At 59.3% G+C, this 15,481-nt stretch carries 13 protein-coding genes; 10 read left to right on the top strand and 3 right to left on the bottom strand.

Features of this window, described 5'->3' with window-relative positions:
- Positions 1-176: 176 nt before the first annotated feature.
- Positions 177-2,378, top strand: coding sequence for a hypothetical protein (locus J1D76_RS22430; RefSeq protein WP_421140524.1), 2,202 nt, complete (start codon positions 177-179; stop codon positions 2,376-2,378).
- Between the two features lie 282 nt (positions 2,379-2,660).
- On the opposite strand, the gene J1D76_RS22425 is transcribed toward J1D76_RS22430, so the two are convergent.
- Positions 2,661-2,966, bottom strand: coding sequence for a DUF2288 domain-containing protein (locus J1D76_RS22425; RefSeq protein ID WP_421140523.1), 306 nt, complete (start codon positions 2,964-2,966; stop codon positions 2,661-2,663).
- Positions 2,967-3,315: 349 nt separating this feature from the next.
- Here J1D76_RS22425 and J1D76_RS22420 point away from each other — a divergent pair, with 349 nt between their 5' ends.
- The 5 genes from J1D76_RS22420 (at position 3,316) to J1D76_RS22400 (ending at position 8,319) form a co-directional block, all read left to right on the top strand.
- Complete coding sequence (locus J1D76_RS22420) at positions 3,316-4,443, top strand: branched-chain amino acid ABC transporter substrate-binding protein (protein ID WP_421140522.1); 1,128 nt, start codon at positions 3,316-3,318, stop codon at positions 4,441-4,443.
- Positions 4,444-4,676: 233 nt separating this feature from the next.
- Positions 4,677-5,600, top strand: a complete 924-nt coding sequence (gene livH, locus J1D76_RS22415; RefSeq protein WP_421140521.1) for a high-affinity branched-chain amino acid ABC transporter permease LivH — start codon at positions 4,677-4,679, stop codon at positions 5,598-5,600.
- Entirely contained in the window at positions 5,597-6,853 is a 1,257-nt protein-coding gene (locus tag J1D76_RS22410) for a high-affinity branched-chain amino acid ABC transporter permease LivM (protein WP_421140520.1), read from the top strand. The genes livH and J1D76_RS22410 overlap by 4 nt, the downstream gene beginning before the upstream one ends.
- Entirely contained in the window at positions 6,850-7,617 is a 768-nt protein-coding gene (gene livG / locus J1D76_RS22405) for a high-affinity branched-chain amino acid ABC transporter ATP-binding protein LivG (RefSeq protein WP_421140519.1), read from the top strand. Before J1D76_RS22410 ends, livG begins: the two co-directional genes overlap by 4 nt.
- Positions 7,618-8,319, top strand: coding sequence for an ABC transporter ATP-binding protein (locus J1D76_RS22400; RefSeq protein ID WP_204930037.1), 702 nt, complete (start codon positions 7,618-7,620; stop codon positions 8,317-8,319). It abuts the gene before it with no gap.
- Positions 8,320-8,492: 173 nt separating this feature from the next.
- Here the strand turns inward: J1D76_RS22400 and J1D76_RS22395 are convergent, their stop codons facing one another.
- On the bottom strand, positions 8,493-9,401 hold the full coding sequence (locus J1D76_RS22395) for a LysR family transcriptional regulator (protein WP_421140518.1): 909 nt from the start codon (positions 9,399-9,401) through the stop codon (positions 8,493-8,495).
- Positions 9,402-9,507: 106 nt separating this feature from the next.
- Here J1D76_RS22395 and J1D76_RS22390 point away from each other — a divergent pair, with 106 nt between their 5' ends.
- The 3 genes from J1D76_RS22390 to J1D76_RS22380 all read left to right on the top strand — a co-directional run bounded on the left by J1D76_RS22390 (position 9,508) and on the right by J1D76_RS22380 (position 12,572).
- Entirely contained in the window at positions 9,508-10,104 is a 597-nt protein-coding gene (locus J1D76_RS22390; protein WP_421140517.1) for a short chain dehydrogenase, read from the top strand.
- A gap of 78 nt (positions 10,105-10,182) precedes the next feature.
- Positions 10,183-10,851, top strand: coding sequence for a COG3650 family protein (locus J1D76_RS22385; protein ID WP_421140516.1), 669 nt, complete (start codon positions 10,183-10,185; stop codon positions 10,849-10,851).
- Positions 10,852-10,958: 107 nt separating this feature from the next.
- A complete protein-coding gene (locus J1D76_RS22380; RefSeq protein WP_421140515.1) occupies positions 10,959-12,572 on the top strand; it encodes an NAD(P)/FAD-dependent oxidoreductase in 1,614 nt (537 codons plus the stop codon).
- Positions 12,573-12,808: 236 nt separating this feature from the next.
- Here the strand turns inward: J1D76_RS22380 and J1D76_RS22375 are convergent, their stop codons facing one another.
- Positions 12,809-13,906 (bottom strand): PLP-dependent cysteine synthase family protein, encoded by a 1,098-nt coding sequence (locus J1D76_RS22375; protein WP_421140582.1) that lies wholly within the window; start codon positions 13,904-13,906, stop codon positions 12,809-12,811.
- Positions 13,907-14,152: 246 nt separating this feature from the next.
- On the opposite strand from J1D76_RS22375, the gene nhaA reads away from it, so the two are divergent.
- A complete protein-coding gene (gene nhaA, locus J1D76_RS22370; protein WP_421140514.1) occupies positions 14,153-15,343 on the top strand; it encodes a Na+/H+ antiporter NhaA in 1,191 nt (396 codons plus the stop codon).
- Positions 15,344-15,481 lie beyond the last annotated feature (138 nt).

The following is a 15,481-nucleotide window of genomic DNA, read 5'->3' as shown; positions in this document are numbered from 1 at the left end:
GAACGCCGAATATTGGCCGATTCATCATGACTTAGGAAAGGATTCACCCCGAGCAATGCTCCGGCTAACGACCAAGGCATGGTCCCAATACGCGCTGAAAAAAGACGCGATTCTATTCCGTGACGGTTCGACGACAGTCAGTCGGACAACCAATCAGCCCAGGTAGATGGCGAACAATGACTTCTAAAAACAACCCGGCCACTGCGGTAACCGATTTGACGTTGAGCCCAGCGGCCAACAGCCCGTCATCACCGAAGCCATTGATCCATTCCCGCCCGTTGGCGAGCCAGCAATACCTGTACTTCACCGAGACCAACACCGACCGTATCCTCGACAACCTCGACGGCCTGCGCGACATGGTGTTCCCGCGCCCACCGCACCTGGACGGCGACAGCGAACAGCACAACGACCAGGAATTCCCCTCGGTGTGCCTGATCGGCCTGGGCCGCTGCGGTTCGAACATTGCCCTGGACGTGGCGGAACTGGTGTACAACGCCCGCAAGTTCTACCTCAACGAATTCAACAACGAAGATCGCCTGTCCCCGGACAAGCGCTATGCCGAAAAGGGCTACAGCCCGGCCCAGTGGATTCGCAACAACCTGCGCCTGGGGCAGAACAAGAACACCAAGCCGGTGTTCCTGGTCGAGCCGCTGGTAATGCTCGGCGACCTGGACAAGGACATCGCCGGACGCATTCGCTTCTCGCGCAAGGGCGAAAAAAGCGGTTTCCTGCGCGACTACAGCAAGATGAAGATCATGGACTTGTCGGAAGTCCATGCCGGTGGTGCCGGTAACGCGCCGATCCTCGGCCAGTACCTGGCCAAGATCATCCTGAACAAGGACACCCAGCGGTTCTCCAGCCCGGACTGGAAGATGATCCACTCGTACCTGATCGACAGCTGCGGCATCAAGGCCAACCAGTCGCGCCTGTATTTCTCGATCTTCAGTGCCGGCGGCGGTACGGGTTCGGGCATGGCCTCGGAATTCGGCCTGGCCCAGCAGCACTCGTACATGAACAAGACGTTCGATACCAAGCCGATGGACGAGCACGACAGCAAGAGCGGCCACGCCTTCGTCTTCGAACCGATCTTCACCAGCGGCATCTGCGTGCTGCCGAACATTTCCGATCATCGCAGTGAAATGTCCGAGGCGCTGCACATCAACGCCGGTCGCCTGCTGTGCAAATACCTGTCGGAAGAGTGGGACTTCTCCTACAACTTCGCCAACGAAGACAGCAGCGAAGCCAGCGTCATGGGCCGTATCCGCCCATGGAACGCGATGATGCTGATCTCCAACGACATCATGCGTTACGCCGAAGAAAACGATGACGGCAACATCCAGAACATTGATGTCAATGCCATGGAAAAACACGCCAACCAATACATCTCGCAACAGATATTCAACATTCTGACGGCGCAGGCGGTGACGACTGACTACGACCAGAATTATTTCCGTCGCGCCGGCATCGACATCGGCGAAACCATTCGCCTGGACGCTAACGACCTGTTCATGAGCCTGGCCGGCCCAGTGGCGATTGCCTACGCCGAATCCGTGGTGCCGGAAACCCCGCCGCCGAGCAGCGACAAGTTCAAGGTGTTCGAGAAAGAGCCGCAGCGCCTGAACATCGACGACCTGTTTTTCCGTTCCATCGACCTGCCGCACTTCAATAAGGTTACCCAAGCCATCGAAGGCATCAGCCTGTTGCCGATTGAGTCCAAGCGCTATCGCGCGTCGCTGGAGCAGTACAAGAATTCCGGCTACGACGCGGCGGCCCTGCACGACCTGCACTTCTTCAAGAATTGCTCATCGGTGGTGTCCATTGTGTCTTTGCCCAAGGACTACAAGCTGTCCTACATGGACCTGAACCGGTTGAAGACGCACCTCAACAGCCTGTTCCCTAATACCACGCTCAAGCGCTACGCGCTGGTCATCGGCGCCTCGGCCAACCTGTCGTTGACCACGTTGATCGCCAAGAGCCCGTGCCTGTCGGACGATTTCCTGACGTTGATCGTGGCCTTCATCAAGCGCTGCTTCGCGAAAAACCCGTACCGCTTCGACGAGACCCTGGACAACTCGATTCTCGACTTCATCATCAACGAACACTTCGATGAAGACCGCATCGACGACCTGCTAAATGAATTCGAAAACCCGGCGAAGATCCTCGACACCAACTGGTACGCGATCAAGCCGATGTACGAGAAGAAGTACCGCGAGTTGATCAACGACAAGGACAAGTTTGTCTCGATCAACGACATCCGCCTCTCACGCGATTGCGTGAAGAAATCGATCAAGTACCTGCGCGAGATCTACCGTCACCGCATTGGCAAGACCAAGGTTATTTCGCTGAATAACCATACCGGCAAGACGTTTTCAGGCTGACTCGGAACCGAGTTGCTTCATTCGCTGGCAAGCCAGCTCCTACAGGGTTTTGTGTCGTTCACAAAATATGTGTAGGAGCTGGCTTGCCAGCGAAGAGGCCTCGAAAACAGCACCCTTCAACATCCAGAAACAATTGAGCAAGCGTTCAATTGCCCGCCCAACTGTTCCCGTTACGTTTACGTCACCGTGAGGCTGTGGCCTTTCTCTACGGCAACGTGCCATCACGCTACTCGGCTACACACTTTTCCTACAGAAAGTGTCGCACCAAGAAGGTGCAAGCTTTCAGGGCTGTGCTCTTTCCTGGACCAGAATCCATGGCTTGACCACCACCGCCCACATCGGCGGATCACGCTCGAAAAGATCCAGCGCCCGCGTTTCAGACAGCTTGCCGAGCTTGTCTTCGGCCAGCCAGGCAGCCACTTTCTCCCCTTCGTCCTGGGCCACGGCCTCGGCGGCCGCGATCAAGTCCAGGCAAGGATCGACCCACAATAGGGCACCCTTGGCGAAGAAAGGCTCCAGCTCTTTCCAGGTAATAGATGCAGTTTCACCAAGCAGCTTGGCATAGAGGGTGCTAGGTTCTTGATTCATGGGACTGTCCGGAAAAGAAATCGACGCAATGATAACGTTGGTGGTCTGGCAGAAAAACCCGGATGCAATTGAGTGACTGAAATGAAAAGCGCAGGAATGCCAGGGAATGCATTGAATCAGGCTATAAGCCCCTCGACACCCCGCCGCAATTCTGTCTTTTTCGTTCAATAAAGCGACACTTGCAGGTTTTGTCCCCCGGCGCTGCCTTCCCAGGCTGACAATCGGCGCTCTACACTGTACCGGTACAGTTGCCGAGGGACTTTTCCGGGGAATGTCGCAGACATCTGACCCGGTTCTGCTGCCTTCGGCGCCAGGACTATAAAAACTACAACAGTAAGAGTGGAGCACTATGACTAAGGCTACTAAGCAGATTTCCAAACTGTTTGCCGCTATGGTTCTGGCCGGGGTTGCCAGCCATTCGTTCGCAGCTGACACCATCAAGATCGGCATCGCCGGCCCTAAAACCGGCCCTGTAGCCCAATACGGCGACATGCAGTTCAGTGGCGCCAAAATGGCCATCGAACAAATCAACGCCAAGGGCGGCGTAGACGGCAAGAAACTCGAAGCCGTTGAATACGATGACGCCTGTGATCCAAAACAAGCTGTTGCGGTCGCGAACAAAGTCGTCAACGACGGCGTCAAGTTCGTGGTCGGCCACCTGTGCTCCAGCTCCACTCAACCGGCTTCGGACATCTACGAAGACGAAGGCATTGTGATGATCACCCCGGCTGCCACCAGCCCGGACATCACCAACCGTGGTTACAAAATGGTGTTCCGCACCATCGGTCTGGACAGCGCCCAAGGCCCTGCCGCCGGTAACTACATTGCCAAGTTCGTCAAGCCGAAAATCGTTGCTGTTCTGCACGACAAACAGCAATACGGTGAAGGCATCGCCACCGCCGTTAAACAGACCCTGGAAAAAGACGGCGTGAAAGTCGCTGTGTTCGAAGGCATCAACGCCGGCGACAAAGACTTCTCCTCGATCATCTCCAAGCTCAAGCAAGCCAACGTTGACTTCGTCTACTACGGCGGCTACCACCCAGAGCTGGGCCTGATCCTGCGTCAATCCCAGGAAAAAGGCCTGAAAGCCAAGTTCATGGGTCCGGAAGGCGTGGGTAACGACTCCATTTCGCAGATCGCCAAGGACGCTTCCGAAGGCCTGCTGGTGACCCTGCCGAAGTCCTTCGACCAGGATCCTGCCAACATTGCCCTGGCTGACGCGTTCAAAGCCAAGAAAGAAGACCCGAGCGGTCCGTTCGTATTCCCTTCCTACTCCGCTGTTGAAGTCATCGCTGGCGGCATCACTGCTGCCAAGTCCGAAGACCCTGCCAAAGTGGCTGAAGCCATCCACGCCGGCACCTTCAAGACCCCGACTGGCGACCTGAGCTTCGACGCCAAGGGCGACCTGAAAGACTTCAAATTTGTGGTTTACGAGTGGCACTTCGGCAAACCAAAAACTGAAGCTTCGCCTCAGTAAGGCGCTGCCTGACTGACTGCCAACAAAGCCCACGGCGTGCCGTGGGCTTTGTTTTACGAACGTTTTTGGGCCGCGCTGGCGTGATCCGCCAGTCTCCCCACCTGAAAATCTCAAAACCGTCATCAGCGGTTCGCTGGCAAACCCCGGATTCGAAGTGGATGCAGATCCACGGGGCCCGGGCGGGAAAATGACTCCACCAGTGAAATGCGTATCAGGTTTTTAGGAGCGCTGTAATGCCTGACATCTATCACTTTTTCCAACAGCTGGTTAATGGCATGACCATTGGCAGCACGTATGCCCTGATCGCCATCGGCTATACGATGGTTTACGGCATCATTGGAATGATCAACTTCGCCCACGGCGAGGTGTACATGATCGGCTCCTATGTGGCGTTCATCGCCATCGCCGGGCTGTCCATGATGGGACTCGACAGCGTTCCGCTGTTGATGACCGCTGCTTTCCTGGCAACCATCGTCGTCACCAGTGCCTACGGCTACAGCATCGAACGGATCGCCTACCGCCCCTTGCGCGGCAGCAACCGTCTGATCCCGCTGATTTCCGCCATCGGCATGTCGATCTTCCTGCAGAACACGGTTCTGCTGGCGCAAGACTCCAAGGACAAATCCATTCCCAACCTGATCCCGGGCAACTTCTCCATCGGGCCAGGTGGCGCACATGAAGTGCTGATTTCCTACATGCAAATCGTGGTGTTCGTGGTGACCCTGGTCGCCATGCTCGGCTTGACGTTGTTCATCTCCCGCTCTCGCCTGGGTCGCGCCTGCCGCGCCTGTGCCGAAGACATCAAGATGGCCAACCTGCTGGGTATCAATACCAACAACATCATCGCCCTGACCTTCGTCATCGGTGCGGCACTGGCAGCGATTGCCGCCGTCCTGCTGAGCATGCAGTACGGCGTGATCAACCCGAACGCCGGTTTCCTGGTAGGCCTCAAGGCCTTCACCGCTGCTGTACTGGGCGGTATCGGCAGCATCCCCGGCGCCATGCTCGGCGGGCTGGTTCTGGGCGTGGCGGAGGCCTTCGGTGCCGATGTCTTCGGTGACCAATACAAGGACGTCGTCGCGTTCGGCCTATTGGTTCTGGTGCTGTTGTTCCGGCCAACCGGCCTGCTGGGCCGTCCGGAGGTTGAGAAGGTATGACTAGGAATCTTAAACAGGCGTTGTTCAGCGCCTTGCTGGTGTGGGCCGTGGCCTACCCGGTACTCGGTCTGAAGCTGACCATCGTCGGCATCAACCTCGAAGTTCATGGCACCAGCGACGCCACACTGATCACCATAGCGGTGTGTTCGGTGTTGATGTTCCTGCGTGTGCTGTTCGATCAGCAGATCAGCTCGGCCTGGCGCAAGTCGCCCAGCATGCCGCTGATTCCGGCCAAGGCCAGTAACTTCCTGACCCTGCCGACCACGCAACGCTGGATCATTATCGCGCTGATCGCCGGCGCCTTGGTCTGGCCGTTCTTCGGCTCTCGCGGTGCGGTGGATATCGCCACCCTGGTGCTGATCTACGTGATGCTCGGTCTGGGCCTGAACATCGTGGTCGGCCTGGCCGGTCTGCTCGACCTCGGTTACGTCGGTTTCTACGCCGTCGGCGCCTATAGTTATGCGCTGCTGTCGCACTACTTCGGCTTGAGCTTCTGGATCTGCCTGCCAATCGCCGGCCTGATGGCGGCCACGTTCGGCTTCCTGCTGGGCTTCCCGGTACTGCGCCTGCGCGGTGACTACCTGGCGATCGTGACACTGGGCTTCGGTGAAATCATCCGTCTGTTCCTGCGTAACCTGACCGGCCTCACCGGTGGTCCAAACGGCATCAGCAACATCGAGAAACCAACGTTCTTCGGCCTGACCTTCGAACGTAAAGCCGCGGAAGGCATGCAAACCTTTCATGAGTACTTCGGCCTGGAATACAACTCGATCAACAAGGTGATTTTCCTCTACCTGGTTGCCCTGTTGCTGGCCCTCGCCGCGTTGTTCGTCATCAACCGTTTGCTGCGCATGCCGATCGGCCGTGCGTGGGAAGCACTGCGTGAAGACGAAATCGCCTGCCGTGCACTGGGTCTCAATCCTACGGTCATCAAGCTATCGGCCTTCACCCTGGGCGCGAGTTTCGCCGGTTTCGCCGGCAGTTTCTTCGCCGCCCGCCAGGGCCTGGTGACGCCGGAGTCGTTCACCTTCATCGAGTCGGCGATCATCCTCGCTATCGTGGTGTTGGGTGGCATGGGCTCACAGCTGGGCGTGATCCTGGCTGCCGTCGTGATGATCCTGCTGCCGGAAATGATGCGTGAGTTCAGTGAGTACCGCATGTTGATGTTCGGTGCCTTGATGGTACTGATGATGATCTGGCGCCCTCAGGGTCTGCTGCCCATGCAACGTCCTCACATGGAGCTGCGAAAATGAGCCGCGAGATCCTGAAAGTCGAAAACCTGAGCATGCGCTTCGGCGGTTTGCTGGCGGTCAATGGCGTGGCCCTGACCGTGAAGGAAAAACAAGTGGTGGCACTGATCGGCCCTAACGGCGCCGGCAAGACCACCGTGTTCAACTGCCTGACCGGTTTCTACAAGCCGAGCGGCGGCAGCATCATGCTCGATGGTGAGCCGATCCAGGGCCTGCCGGGCCACAAGATCGCCCTCAAAGGCGTGGTGCGCACCTTCCAGAACGTGCGCTTGTTCAAAGACATGACTGCGGTCGAGAACCTCTTGATCGCCCAGCACCGTCACCTGAACACCAACTTCCTGGCCGGTCTGTTCAAGACCCCGTCGTTCCGCAAGAGCGAGCGCGAGGCCATGGACTTCGCCGAGTACTGGCTGGACAAGGTCCACCTCAAGGAGTTCGCCAACCGGCCGGCCGGCACTCTGGCCTATGGTCAGCAACGCCGCCTGGAAATCGCCCGTTGCATGATGACCCGTCCGCGGATCCTCATGCTCGACGAACCGGCCGCCGGCCTGAACCCGAAGGAAACCGAAGACCTCAAGGCGCTGATCAGCATGTTGCGCGAAGAGCACAACGTCACTGTGTTGCTGATCGAACACGACATGAAACTGGTCATGAGCATTTCCGACCACATCGTCGTGATCAACCAGGGCACGCCTCTGGCTGACGGTACGCCGGAACAGATCCGCGACAATCCTGAAGTGATCAAAGCCTACCTGGGGGAAGCGTAAATGCTGCAGTTCGAAAACGTTTCCACCTTCTACGGCAAGATCCAGGCCCTGCACGGCGTCAACGTCGAAGTCCGCCAGGGCGAGATCGTGACGCTGATCGGCGCTAACGGAGCCGGTAAATCCACGCTGCTGATGACCCTCTGCGGTTCGCCGCGGGCCCACAGCGGCAGCATCCGCTACATGGGTGAGGAACTGGTCGGCCAGGACTCTTCGCAGATCATGCGCAAGAGCATCGCCGTTGTGCCGGAAGGTCGTCGGGTGTTTTCCCGCCTGACCGTGGAAGAAAACCTGTCCATGGGCGGATTCTTCACCGCCAAAGGCGACTATCAGGAGCAGATGGACAAGGTCCTCGGACTTTTCCCACGCCTGAAAGAACGCTTCAGCCAGCGAGGCGGCACCATGTCCGGCGGCGAACAGCAAATGCTCGCCATCGGCCGTGCGCTGATGAGCAAGCCCAAGCTGTTGCTGCTCGACGAGCCATCGCTGGGCCTGGCACCGATCATCATCCAGCAGATCTTCGACATCATCGAACAGCTGCGCAAGGACGGTGTGACGGTGTTCCTGGTGGAGCAGAACGCCAACCAGGCGCTGAAAATCGCTGACCGTGCCTACGTGCTGGAAAACGGCCGGGTAGTGATGCAAGGCACCGGTGAAGCCCTGCTGACCGACCCGAAAGTGCGTGAAGCGTACCTTGGTGGTTAAGCCTTTGCGGTAACAACAGAAACGGCCTTTGCAGGCCGTTTTTTATACCCCCTGAAACACCAAGGCCGTTGTAGGCGCTGGCTTGCCAGCGAAGAGGCCACCACATTCAGCATCAATGTCGCCTGATGAAAAGTCTTCGCTGGCAAGCCAGCGCCTACAAGGTTGCGTTGGGTTTAAAGCCGATCCAACACCTCGCCACTACGCTTGAACCATCCCATCAAATAATCCGCCAGCACCTGCGTGCGCTTGGGCAAGCCACCCTGGTACGGGTGCACCAGGTACATCGGCATGCTGCGAGTCTGATAATCGCGCAGGAGCCATCGCAAACGTCCATCAGCCAATTCGGCGGGCAAACAGTAGGATGGCAGGCGCGCAATACCGGCGCCGACCAGTGCGGCTTTTTTCAACAGATTGTAGTGATTGCTGGCGAACGGCCCCGAGACGCGCACCCGCAACAATTCGTGCTGCTGGTGATACAGCCATTCTTCGCGCCCACTGTAATGGCTGTTGAGCAGGCAGCGATGTTCAGCCAGCTCCTGAGGTGAATGCGGTTCGCCGTAGCGCTGCAGATACGCCGGGCTGGCACAGGTCAGTTCTTGCCACGCCAACAGCGGTCGCGCTACCAATCGCTGGTCGAGCGCCACGTCGGAGCGAATCGCCAGATCGAAACCGTCTCGGGACAACTCGCGGTAGTTGTTATTGAGTTCCAGTTCGATCTGCACCTCGGGGTATTTGGCCGAGAACTCCAGCAACAGGCCATCGAAGAAGGTCTCCCCAAGCGACACCGGCACCGTCATTCGCACCGGGCCGGCCATGTCGTCCTTCAAGCGCGCCAATGCCTGGCGCGCCCGTTCGACATGCACCACCAGCGCCTGGGCTTGGGGCAACAACGCTGCACCCGCCGCCGTCAGGCTCAGGCGCCGCGTGGTGCGCTGCAACAGCACCACGCAAAACTGCGCCTCCAACTGGCTGATGCGCTTGGACAGCTGGCCCTTGCTGCAACCGAGCTGCTGCGCCGCCAGGGTGAAACTGCCGGCCTCGATCAATACAGCGAACGCCGCCAGGTCATCCATCTCGCTCATGGATTGTTTCCATTTGAAAACCAAAGGTTGCCTATTAGTGCGCTTATCTCCGTAAAAAACCACCCTAAACTGAAACCTCGCTCAACCCACCAAGAGGATCAGCCCCATGAAAATTCTTTTGATCGGCGCAAACGGCACCATCGGTTCGGCAGTGGATAAAGAACTGTCACAGCGCCACGAAATCATCCGCATCGGTCGCAACAGCGGTGACTTGCAGGTCGACATCAGCGACAGCGCCTCGATTCGCAAACTGTTCGAACAGACCGGCAAGTTTGATGCGCTGATTTGCGCGGCCGGCAATGTGACCTTCGCCCCGCTCAATGAGATGAGCGAAGAGAGTTTCGCCCTGGGTCTGAAAGACAAGCTCATGGGCCAGGTCAACTTGCTGCTGATCGGCCGCGAGTTCGCCAATGATGGCGCGTCGTTTACCTTCACCACTGGTGTGTTGAGCCACGACCCAATCTACAGCGGCGCTTCCGCCGCGCTAGTCAACGGTGCCATCGACAGCTTTGTCCGCGCCGCCGCCATCGAGCTGCCACGCGGCCTGCGGGTGAATTCGATCAGCCCTAATGTGCTTGTCGAAGCCATGGGCAAGTACGCGCCCTATTTCCGTGGCTTCAAACCCGTTCCTGCGGCGGATGTGGCGTTGGCCTACGCCAAGAGCGTGGAAGGCCTGCAAACCGGTCAGACCTTTCATATTTGATACGCAAAAGTTCGCAGCGCCGGTTGTGATGAACGGTCAGGCTGAGTAACGTGACGGCACTTGTCAGGAGACCCCAAGATGCGTGCTGCCCGTTCCTTAGTCCTCGTTGCCCTGCTCCCGTTGTTTGCCGCTTGCCAGTTGTTCCATGGCGAGCGGCAGAACGCTTCCCATGTCGGCCAGACCCGCATGCAAGGCCAGTTGATCGCGGCGGACGGCAAACTGGTGTTCCAGCCGTGCAATCAGCCCAACCGCTATGTGGTCAACGACACGGGCGGTACCAGTGTCCTGCAACAGGCCGCCAACCTTGCGGATAAACAAGGCAAGCTGTTTGCCGACGTGCGCGGGCGAGTTGTACCCGGCAGCGGTGGCGAGGGCCGACTCGACCTGGAAACCCTGTACCGCGTCGAGCGCTCAGGCACAGCGTGTGACGATCCGAACTTCAAGCTGTTGATCCTGCGCGCCGCCGGCCACACCCCGGAGTGGAACGTGAAAGTCAGCGGCAAAGGCATGGTCATCGACCGCGCCGGCCAGCCGCCCCTGGCCGTGCCTTACGTCGAAGAGCAACTGGGCGATGGCCGCTTTAACCTCAGCACCGAAGCCAATAACCAGCACATCGAACTGTGGGTGGCGCCGCAACGCTGCGTCGACAACAGCACCGGCAGCATCCAGCACATGAGCGCCGAACTGCGCATTGACGGCAAGGTCCAGCGCGGCTGCGGCTATTTCGGCGGATCACGCGACGACTGATTCGACGAGATGCGGTTTTTGCCTCACTGGAGCCGGCCATTGGGGCTTATAATCGCGGGCTTCAAACGCCCTGGCGCAGTTGTGCGCCCCGCGAACCGGATCCCGCCATGTTACGAATCACCGAACTCAAGCTGCCAATCGACCATCCCGAAGAAGACCTGCGCCCTGCCATCGTGCACCGCTTGGGGCTCGCCAGCGATGACCTGCTCGGTTTCACCTTGTTCAAGCGCAGCTACGACGCGCGTAAAAAGTCCTCCGAACTGTGCTTCATCTACACCATCGACCTCGAAGTTCGCGATGAGGCGGCGGTGCTGCACACGTTCGCCGATGACCGTAACGTCAACGTGGCGCCGGATGTCAGCTACAAACCCGTCGGCCAGGCACCGACTGACCTGAGCGAGCGGCCGATTGTCGTCGGCTTTGGCCCGTGCGGGATCTTCGCCGGATTGCTGCTGGCGCAAATGGGCTTCAAGCCGATCATCCTAGAACGCGGCACCGAAGTGCGCCAGCGCACCAAGGACACCTGGGGCCTGTGGCGTAAAAGCGTGCTCAACCCCGAATCCAACGTGCAATTCGGCGAAGGCGGCGCGGGGACATTCTCCGACGGCAAGCTCTACAGCCAGATCAAGGACCCGAAATTCCTCGGTCGCAAGGTCCTGCACGAGTTCGTCAAGGCCGGCGCGCCGGAAGAAATCCTCTACGTCAGCAAACCGCACATCGGTACGTTCCGTCTGACCGGCGTGGTGGAAAACATGCGTGAGCAGATTCGCGCCCTGGGTGGCGAGGTGCGGTTCCAGCAGCGCGTGACCGACGTGCTGATCGAGGATGGCCAACTGGTCGGCGTCGAACTCAACGGCGGCGAGCAGATTCATTCGAAACACGTGATCCTGGCCCTCGGCCACAGCGCCCGCGATACGTTCCGCATGCTGCACGGCCGTGGTGTGTACATGGAAGCCAAGCCGTTCTCGGTGGGTTTCCGCATCGAGCACCCGCAGTCGCTGATCGACCGCGCGCGCCTGGGCAAGTACGCCGGCCACCCGAAACTCGGCGCCGCCGACTACAAACTGGTGCACCACGCCAAGAACGGTCGCTCGGTCTACAGCTTCTGCATGTGCCCGGGCGGTACGGTGGTGGCGGCAACGTCCGAGCCGAACCGCGTGGTCACCAATGGCATGAGCCAGTACTCGCGGAACGAGCGCAACGCCAACTCGGGCATCGTGGTCGGTATCACCCCGGAAGTCGATTACCCGGGCGGCCCGCTGGCCGGTATCGAGTTGCAGGAGCGCCTGGAATCCCACGCATTCGTGCTGGGCGGCAGCAACTACGAAGCGCCGGCGCAACTGGTCGGCGATTTTATCGCGGGCAAGCCGTCCACCGAATTGGGCAGTGTTGAGCCGTCCTACAAGCCGGGCGTTGCCTTGGGTGATCTGGCCCTGGCCCTGCCGGCGTTTGCCATCGAAGCGATTCGCGAGGCATTGCCGGCGTTCGAGAAGCAGATTCGTGGCTACTCGCTGCACGACGCCGTGTTGACCGGTATCGAAACCCGTACGTCGTCGCCGCTGCGCATTACCCGCAACGAGTCGATGCAGAGCCTGAACGTGAAAGGTTTGTTCCCGGCCGGTGAAGGCGCGGGATATGCGGGCGGAATTCTGTCGGCGGGTGTCGACGGGATTCGCATTGCCGAGGCCGTGGCCCGCGACATCCTCGGCCTGGAAGCCTGATACCCTACGCAATCCCCCTGTAGGAGCGGGCTTGCCCGCGAAGGCGGTGGCTCATGCGCCGCCCTCTTCGCTGGTAAGCCAGCTCCCACAGTTACCGAGGTGTCCGCAGATTTTTGCTCGACACAGACTTTGTGGGAGCGGGCTTGCCCGCGAAGAGTCCATCACATTCAACATCAATGTCACCTGACTCACCCTCTTCGCTGGCAAGCCAGCTCCGACAGGAGTCTTCTGTGGTGTCAGATATTGGCGCGCAGTACAGAGACCGGCAACGGCTCGCCCCGCTCCACCGTCGCCGCCACTGCCGCCATCAACCCACTCAACTCATAGCCCTGGTCCTTGAGCCACTCTGGATCGTAGTAAGTCGTGGCATAACGCTCGCCGCTGTCACACAGAATCGCCACCATCGACCCCGTTTCCCCCGCCGCTTTCATGTGCTGCGCGGCCATCAATGCGCCAATCAGGTTGGTCCCGCTCGACCCGCCCACGTGCCGTCCCAGACGCGCCGCCAGGTAATGCATGGCCGCCAGTGACAGGGCGTCCGGCACCTTGACCATCGCATCGATCACCTTGGGCAGAAACGAGGCTTCCACACGCGGCCGGCCAATGCCTTCGATCCGCGAACCGTGGTCCAGGCGCAGGCTGGCGTCGCCGCTCTGGTAGTAGTCGAAGAACACCGAACGCTCGGCATCGGCACACAGCACGCGGGTGCAATGCTGGCGATAACGCACATAGCGGCCCAGGGTCGCAGTGGTGCCGCCAGTGCCGGGGCTGGAAATCAGCCAGCTCGGCTCGGGGTGCTGCTCGTAACGCAGCTGATGGAAGATCGACTCGGCAATGTTGTTGTTCGCCCGCCAGTCGGTGGCGCGCTCGGCGTAGGTGAACTGGTCGATGAAGTGGCCGTCGTGTTCGCGGGCCAGGCGCTCGGACTCGGCGTAGATCTGGGTCGGATCGTCGACCAGGTGGCTTTGGCCACCATAGAAAGCGATTTGCGCGATCTTCTCTTTGGATGTGGTCGCCGGCATTACCGCAATGAACGGCAGGCCCAGCATGCGCGCGAAGTACGCCTCTGAAATTGCCGTCGACCCGCTGGACGCCTCGATCACCGGCGCCCCGGGCTTGAGCCAGCCATTGCACAACGCATACAGAAACAGCGAACGGGCCAAGCGGTGCTTGAGACTGCCAGTGGGGTGGCTGGACTCATCCTTGAAGTACAATTCGATGCCCGGGAAACCCGGCAGCGGCAAGGGGATCAAGTGGGTGTCGGCGCTGCGCTGGAAATCGGCTTCGATGATCCGGATCGCTTCGCGGGACCACTGTCGGTTGTCGCTCATGATGGTTTTCTCGTTGAATCGGGCAAGAGTCGCCTTCTCGCAAGGCGCATATCATCAGCTTAGGAAAAATCCTGCATCCGGCACAGATACAGCTGAGATCCAATACGCTCGGCAACTGCTAGGCTCAGGTCGATGTCGGCAAGCAGGTCTGTAACGGTATATAACAAAAAAGAATATAACTTTTGTTTTAACAACTAACAGTACTTGTTAGGGTGTAACACCTTTTGAATTCACAGATGGAGAGCGACCTTGCCTCTGCGTAGCACTTTCACGCGTTTCTTTCAGTTGGAAGCTGCCAGCGGTCTGTTACTGATCGCCGCTGCCGTTCTGGCTCTAATCATCAACAATTCGCCGCTGTCGTGGCTCTACACCGGCCTGCTGGACACCCCTGTGGTCGCCCAGATCGGCGCGTTGAAAATCGCCAAGCCGGCGCTGCTGTGGATCAACGACGGCCTGATGGCGCTGTTCTTCCTGCTGATTGGCCTGGAGGTGAAGCGCGAAGTCCTCGACGGCCAGTTGTCCAAGCCATCGCAAATCGTCCTGCCCGGCGCAGCGGCGATTGGCGGCATGGTGGTGCCGGCGCTGATCTACTGGTTCCTCAATAAAGACACGCCGGCGGCCCTCAATGGCTGGGCAATCCCCACAGCCACCGACATTGCCTTCGCCCTTGGCGTGCTGGCTTTGCTGGGCAAGCAGGTTCCGGTTTCACTGAAACTGTTCCTGATGACCTTGGCAATCATCGACGACCTCGGCGCGATCATCATCATTGCAATCTTCTATTCCGGCGCACTGTCTAGCCTGTCGCTGGCACTGGCCGCGGCCTGTATTGCGACGCTGATCGGGATGAACCGGCTGGGGGTGGTGAAGCTCGGGCCCTACATGATCGTCGGCCTGATTCTCTGGGTCTGCGTGCTCAAGAGCGGCGTCCACGCCACGCTGGCCGGTGTGACCCTGGCCTTCTGCATTCCGCTGCGCACGAAAAATGCCGAGCCTTCGCCATTGCTCACCTTGGAACACGCGCTGCACCCGTGGGTGGCCTACGGCATCCTGCCGCTGTTCGCCTTCGCCAACGCTGGCCTGTCACTGAGCGGCGTCACCGTCGAAAGCTTCACCCACCACGTGCCCATGGGCATCGCCGCCGGCCTGTTGCTGGGCAAGACCGTCGGAGTCTTCGGTCTGACCTGGCTGGCGGTGAAAACCGGTATCGCTGCCCTGCCCCAAGGCGCCAACTGGGGCCAGATACTCGGAGTGGCGATTCTCTGCGGCATCGGCTTCACCATGAGCCTGTTTGTCGGCTCGCTGGCCTTTGAACCGGGCGTGAGTGATTTCGCCGGCATGGACCGCATGGGGATCCTGACCGGTTCGATTCTCGCCGCGCTGATCGGTTATGCGGTGACGGCAATGGCCAGTCGTAAAAGCACCGTACTGGTCTCCCGGTAAACAGCGACAAATCCTAGCGTCATCGCAGACGCGTCCTACAGCCACACTCAACCACCTTGGTTAACGTCGCGCAGCCCTCTTCCGGGGGGCTGCCGATGGACGCAACCAAGGACGAACCGTGGCTGGCAACAAGTACAT

The organism is Pseudomonas sp. NFX15 (assembly GCF_049132105.1).
Taxonomy (GTDB): Bacteria; Pseudomonadota; Gammaproteobacteria; order Pseudomonadales; family Pseudomonadaceae; genus Aquipseudomonas.
This window is presented reverse-complemented; position numbering and strand designations above follow the sequence as displayed.

Bases quoted from the DNA above. Each gene is read 5' to 3' on its own strand.
- J1D76_RS22380 (WP_421140515.1), top strand. From the start codon at position 10,959: ATGTTACGAATCACCGAACTCAAGCTGCCAATCGACCATCCCGAAGAA.
- J1D76_RS22385 (WP_421140516.1), top strand. From the start codon at position 10,183: ATGCGTGCTGCCCGTTCCTTAGTCCTCGTTGCCCTGCTCCCGTTGTTT.
- J1D76_RS22420 (WP_421140522.1), top strand. From the start codon at position 3,316: ATGACTAAGGCTACTAAGCAGATTTCCAAACTGTTTGCCGCTATGGTT.
- J1D76_RS22425 (WP_421140523.1), bottom strand. From the start codon at position 2,966: ATGAATCAAGAACCTAGCACCCTCTATGCCAAGCTGCTTGGTGAAACT.
- livG (WP_421140519.1), top strand. From the start codon at position 6,850: ATGAGCCGCGAGATCCTGAAAGTCGAAAACCTGAGCATGCGCTTCGGC.
- J1D76_RS22395 (WP_421140518.1), bottom strand. From the start codon at position 9,401: ATGAGCGAGATGGATGACCTGGCGGCGTTCGCTGTATTGATCGAGGCC.
- J1D76_RS22400 (WP_204930037.1), top strand. From the start codon at position 7,618: ATGCTGCAGTTCGAAAACGTTTCCACCTTCTACGGCAAGATCCAGGCC.
- J1D76_RS22430 (WP_421140524.1), top strand. From the start codon at position 177: ATGACTTCTAAAAACAACCCGGCCACTGCGGTAACCGATTTGACGTTG.
- livH (WP_421140521.1), top strand. From the start codon at position 4,677: ATGCCTGACATCTATCACTTTTTCCAACAGCTGGTTAATGGCATGACC.
- J1D76_RS22410 (WP_421140520.1), top strand. From the start codon at position 5,597: ATGACTAGGAATCTTAAACAGGCGTTGTTCAGCGCCTTGCTGGTGTGG.
- J1D76_RS22390 (WP_421140517.1), top strand. From the start codon at position 9,508: ATGAAAATTCTTTTGATCGGCGCAAACGGCACCATCGGTTCGGCAGTG.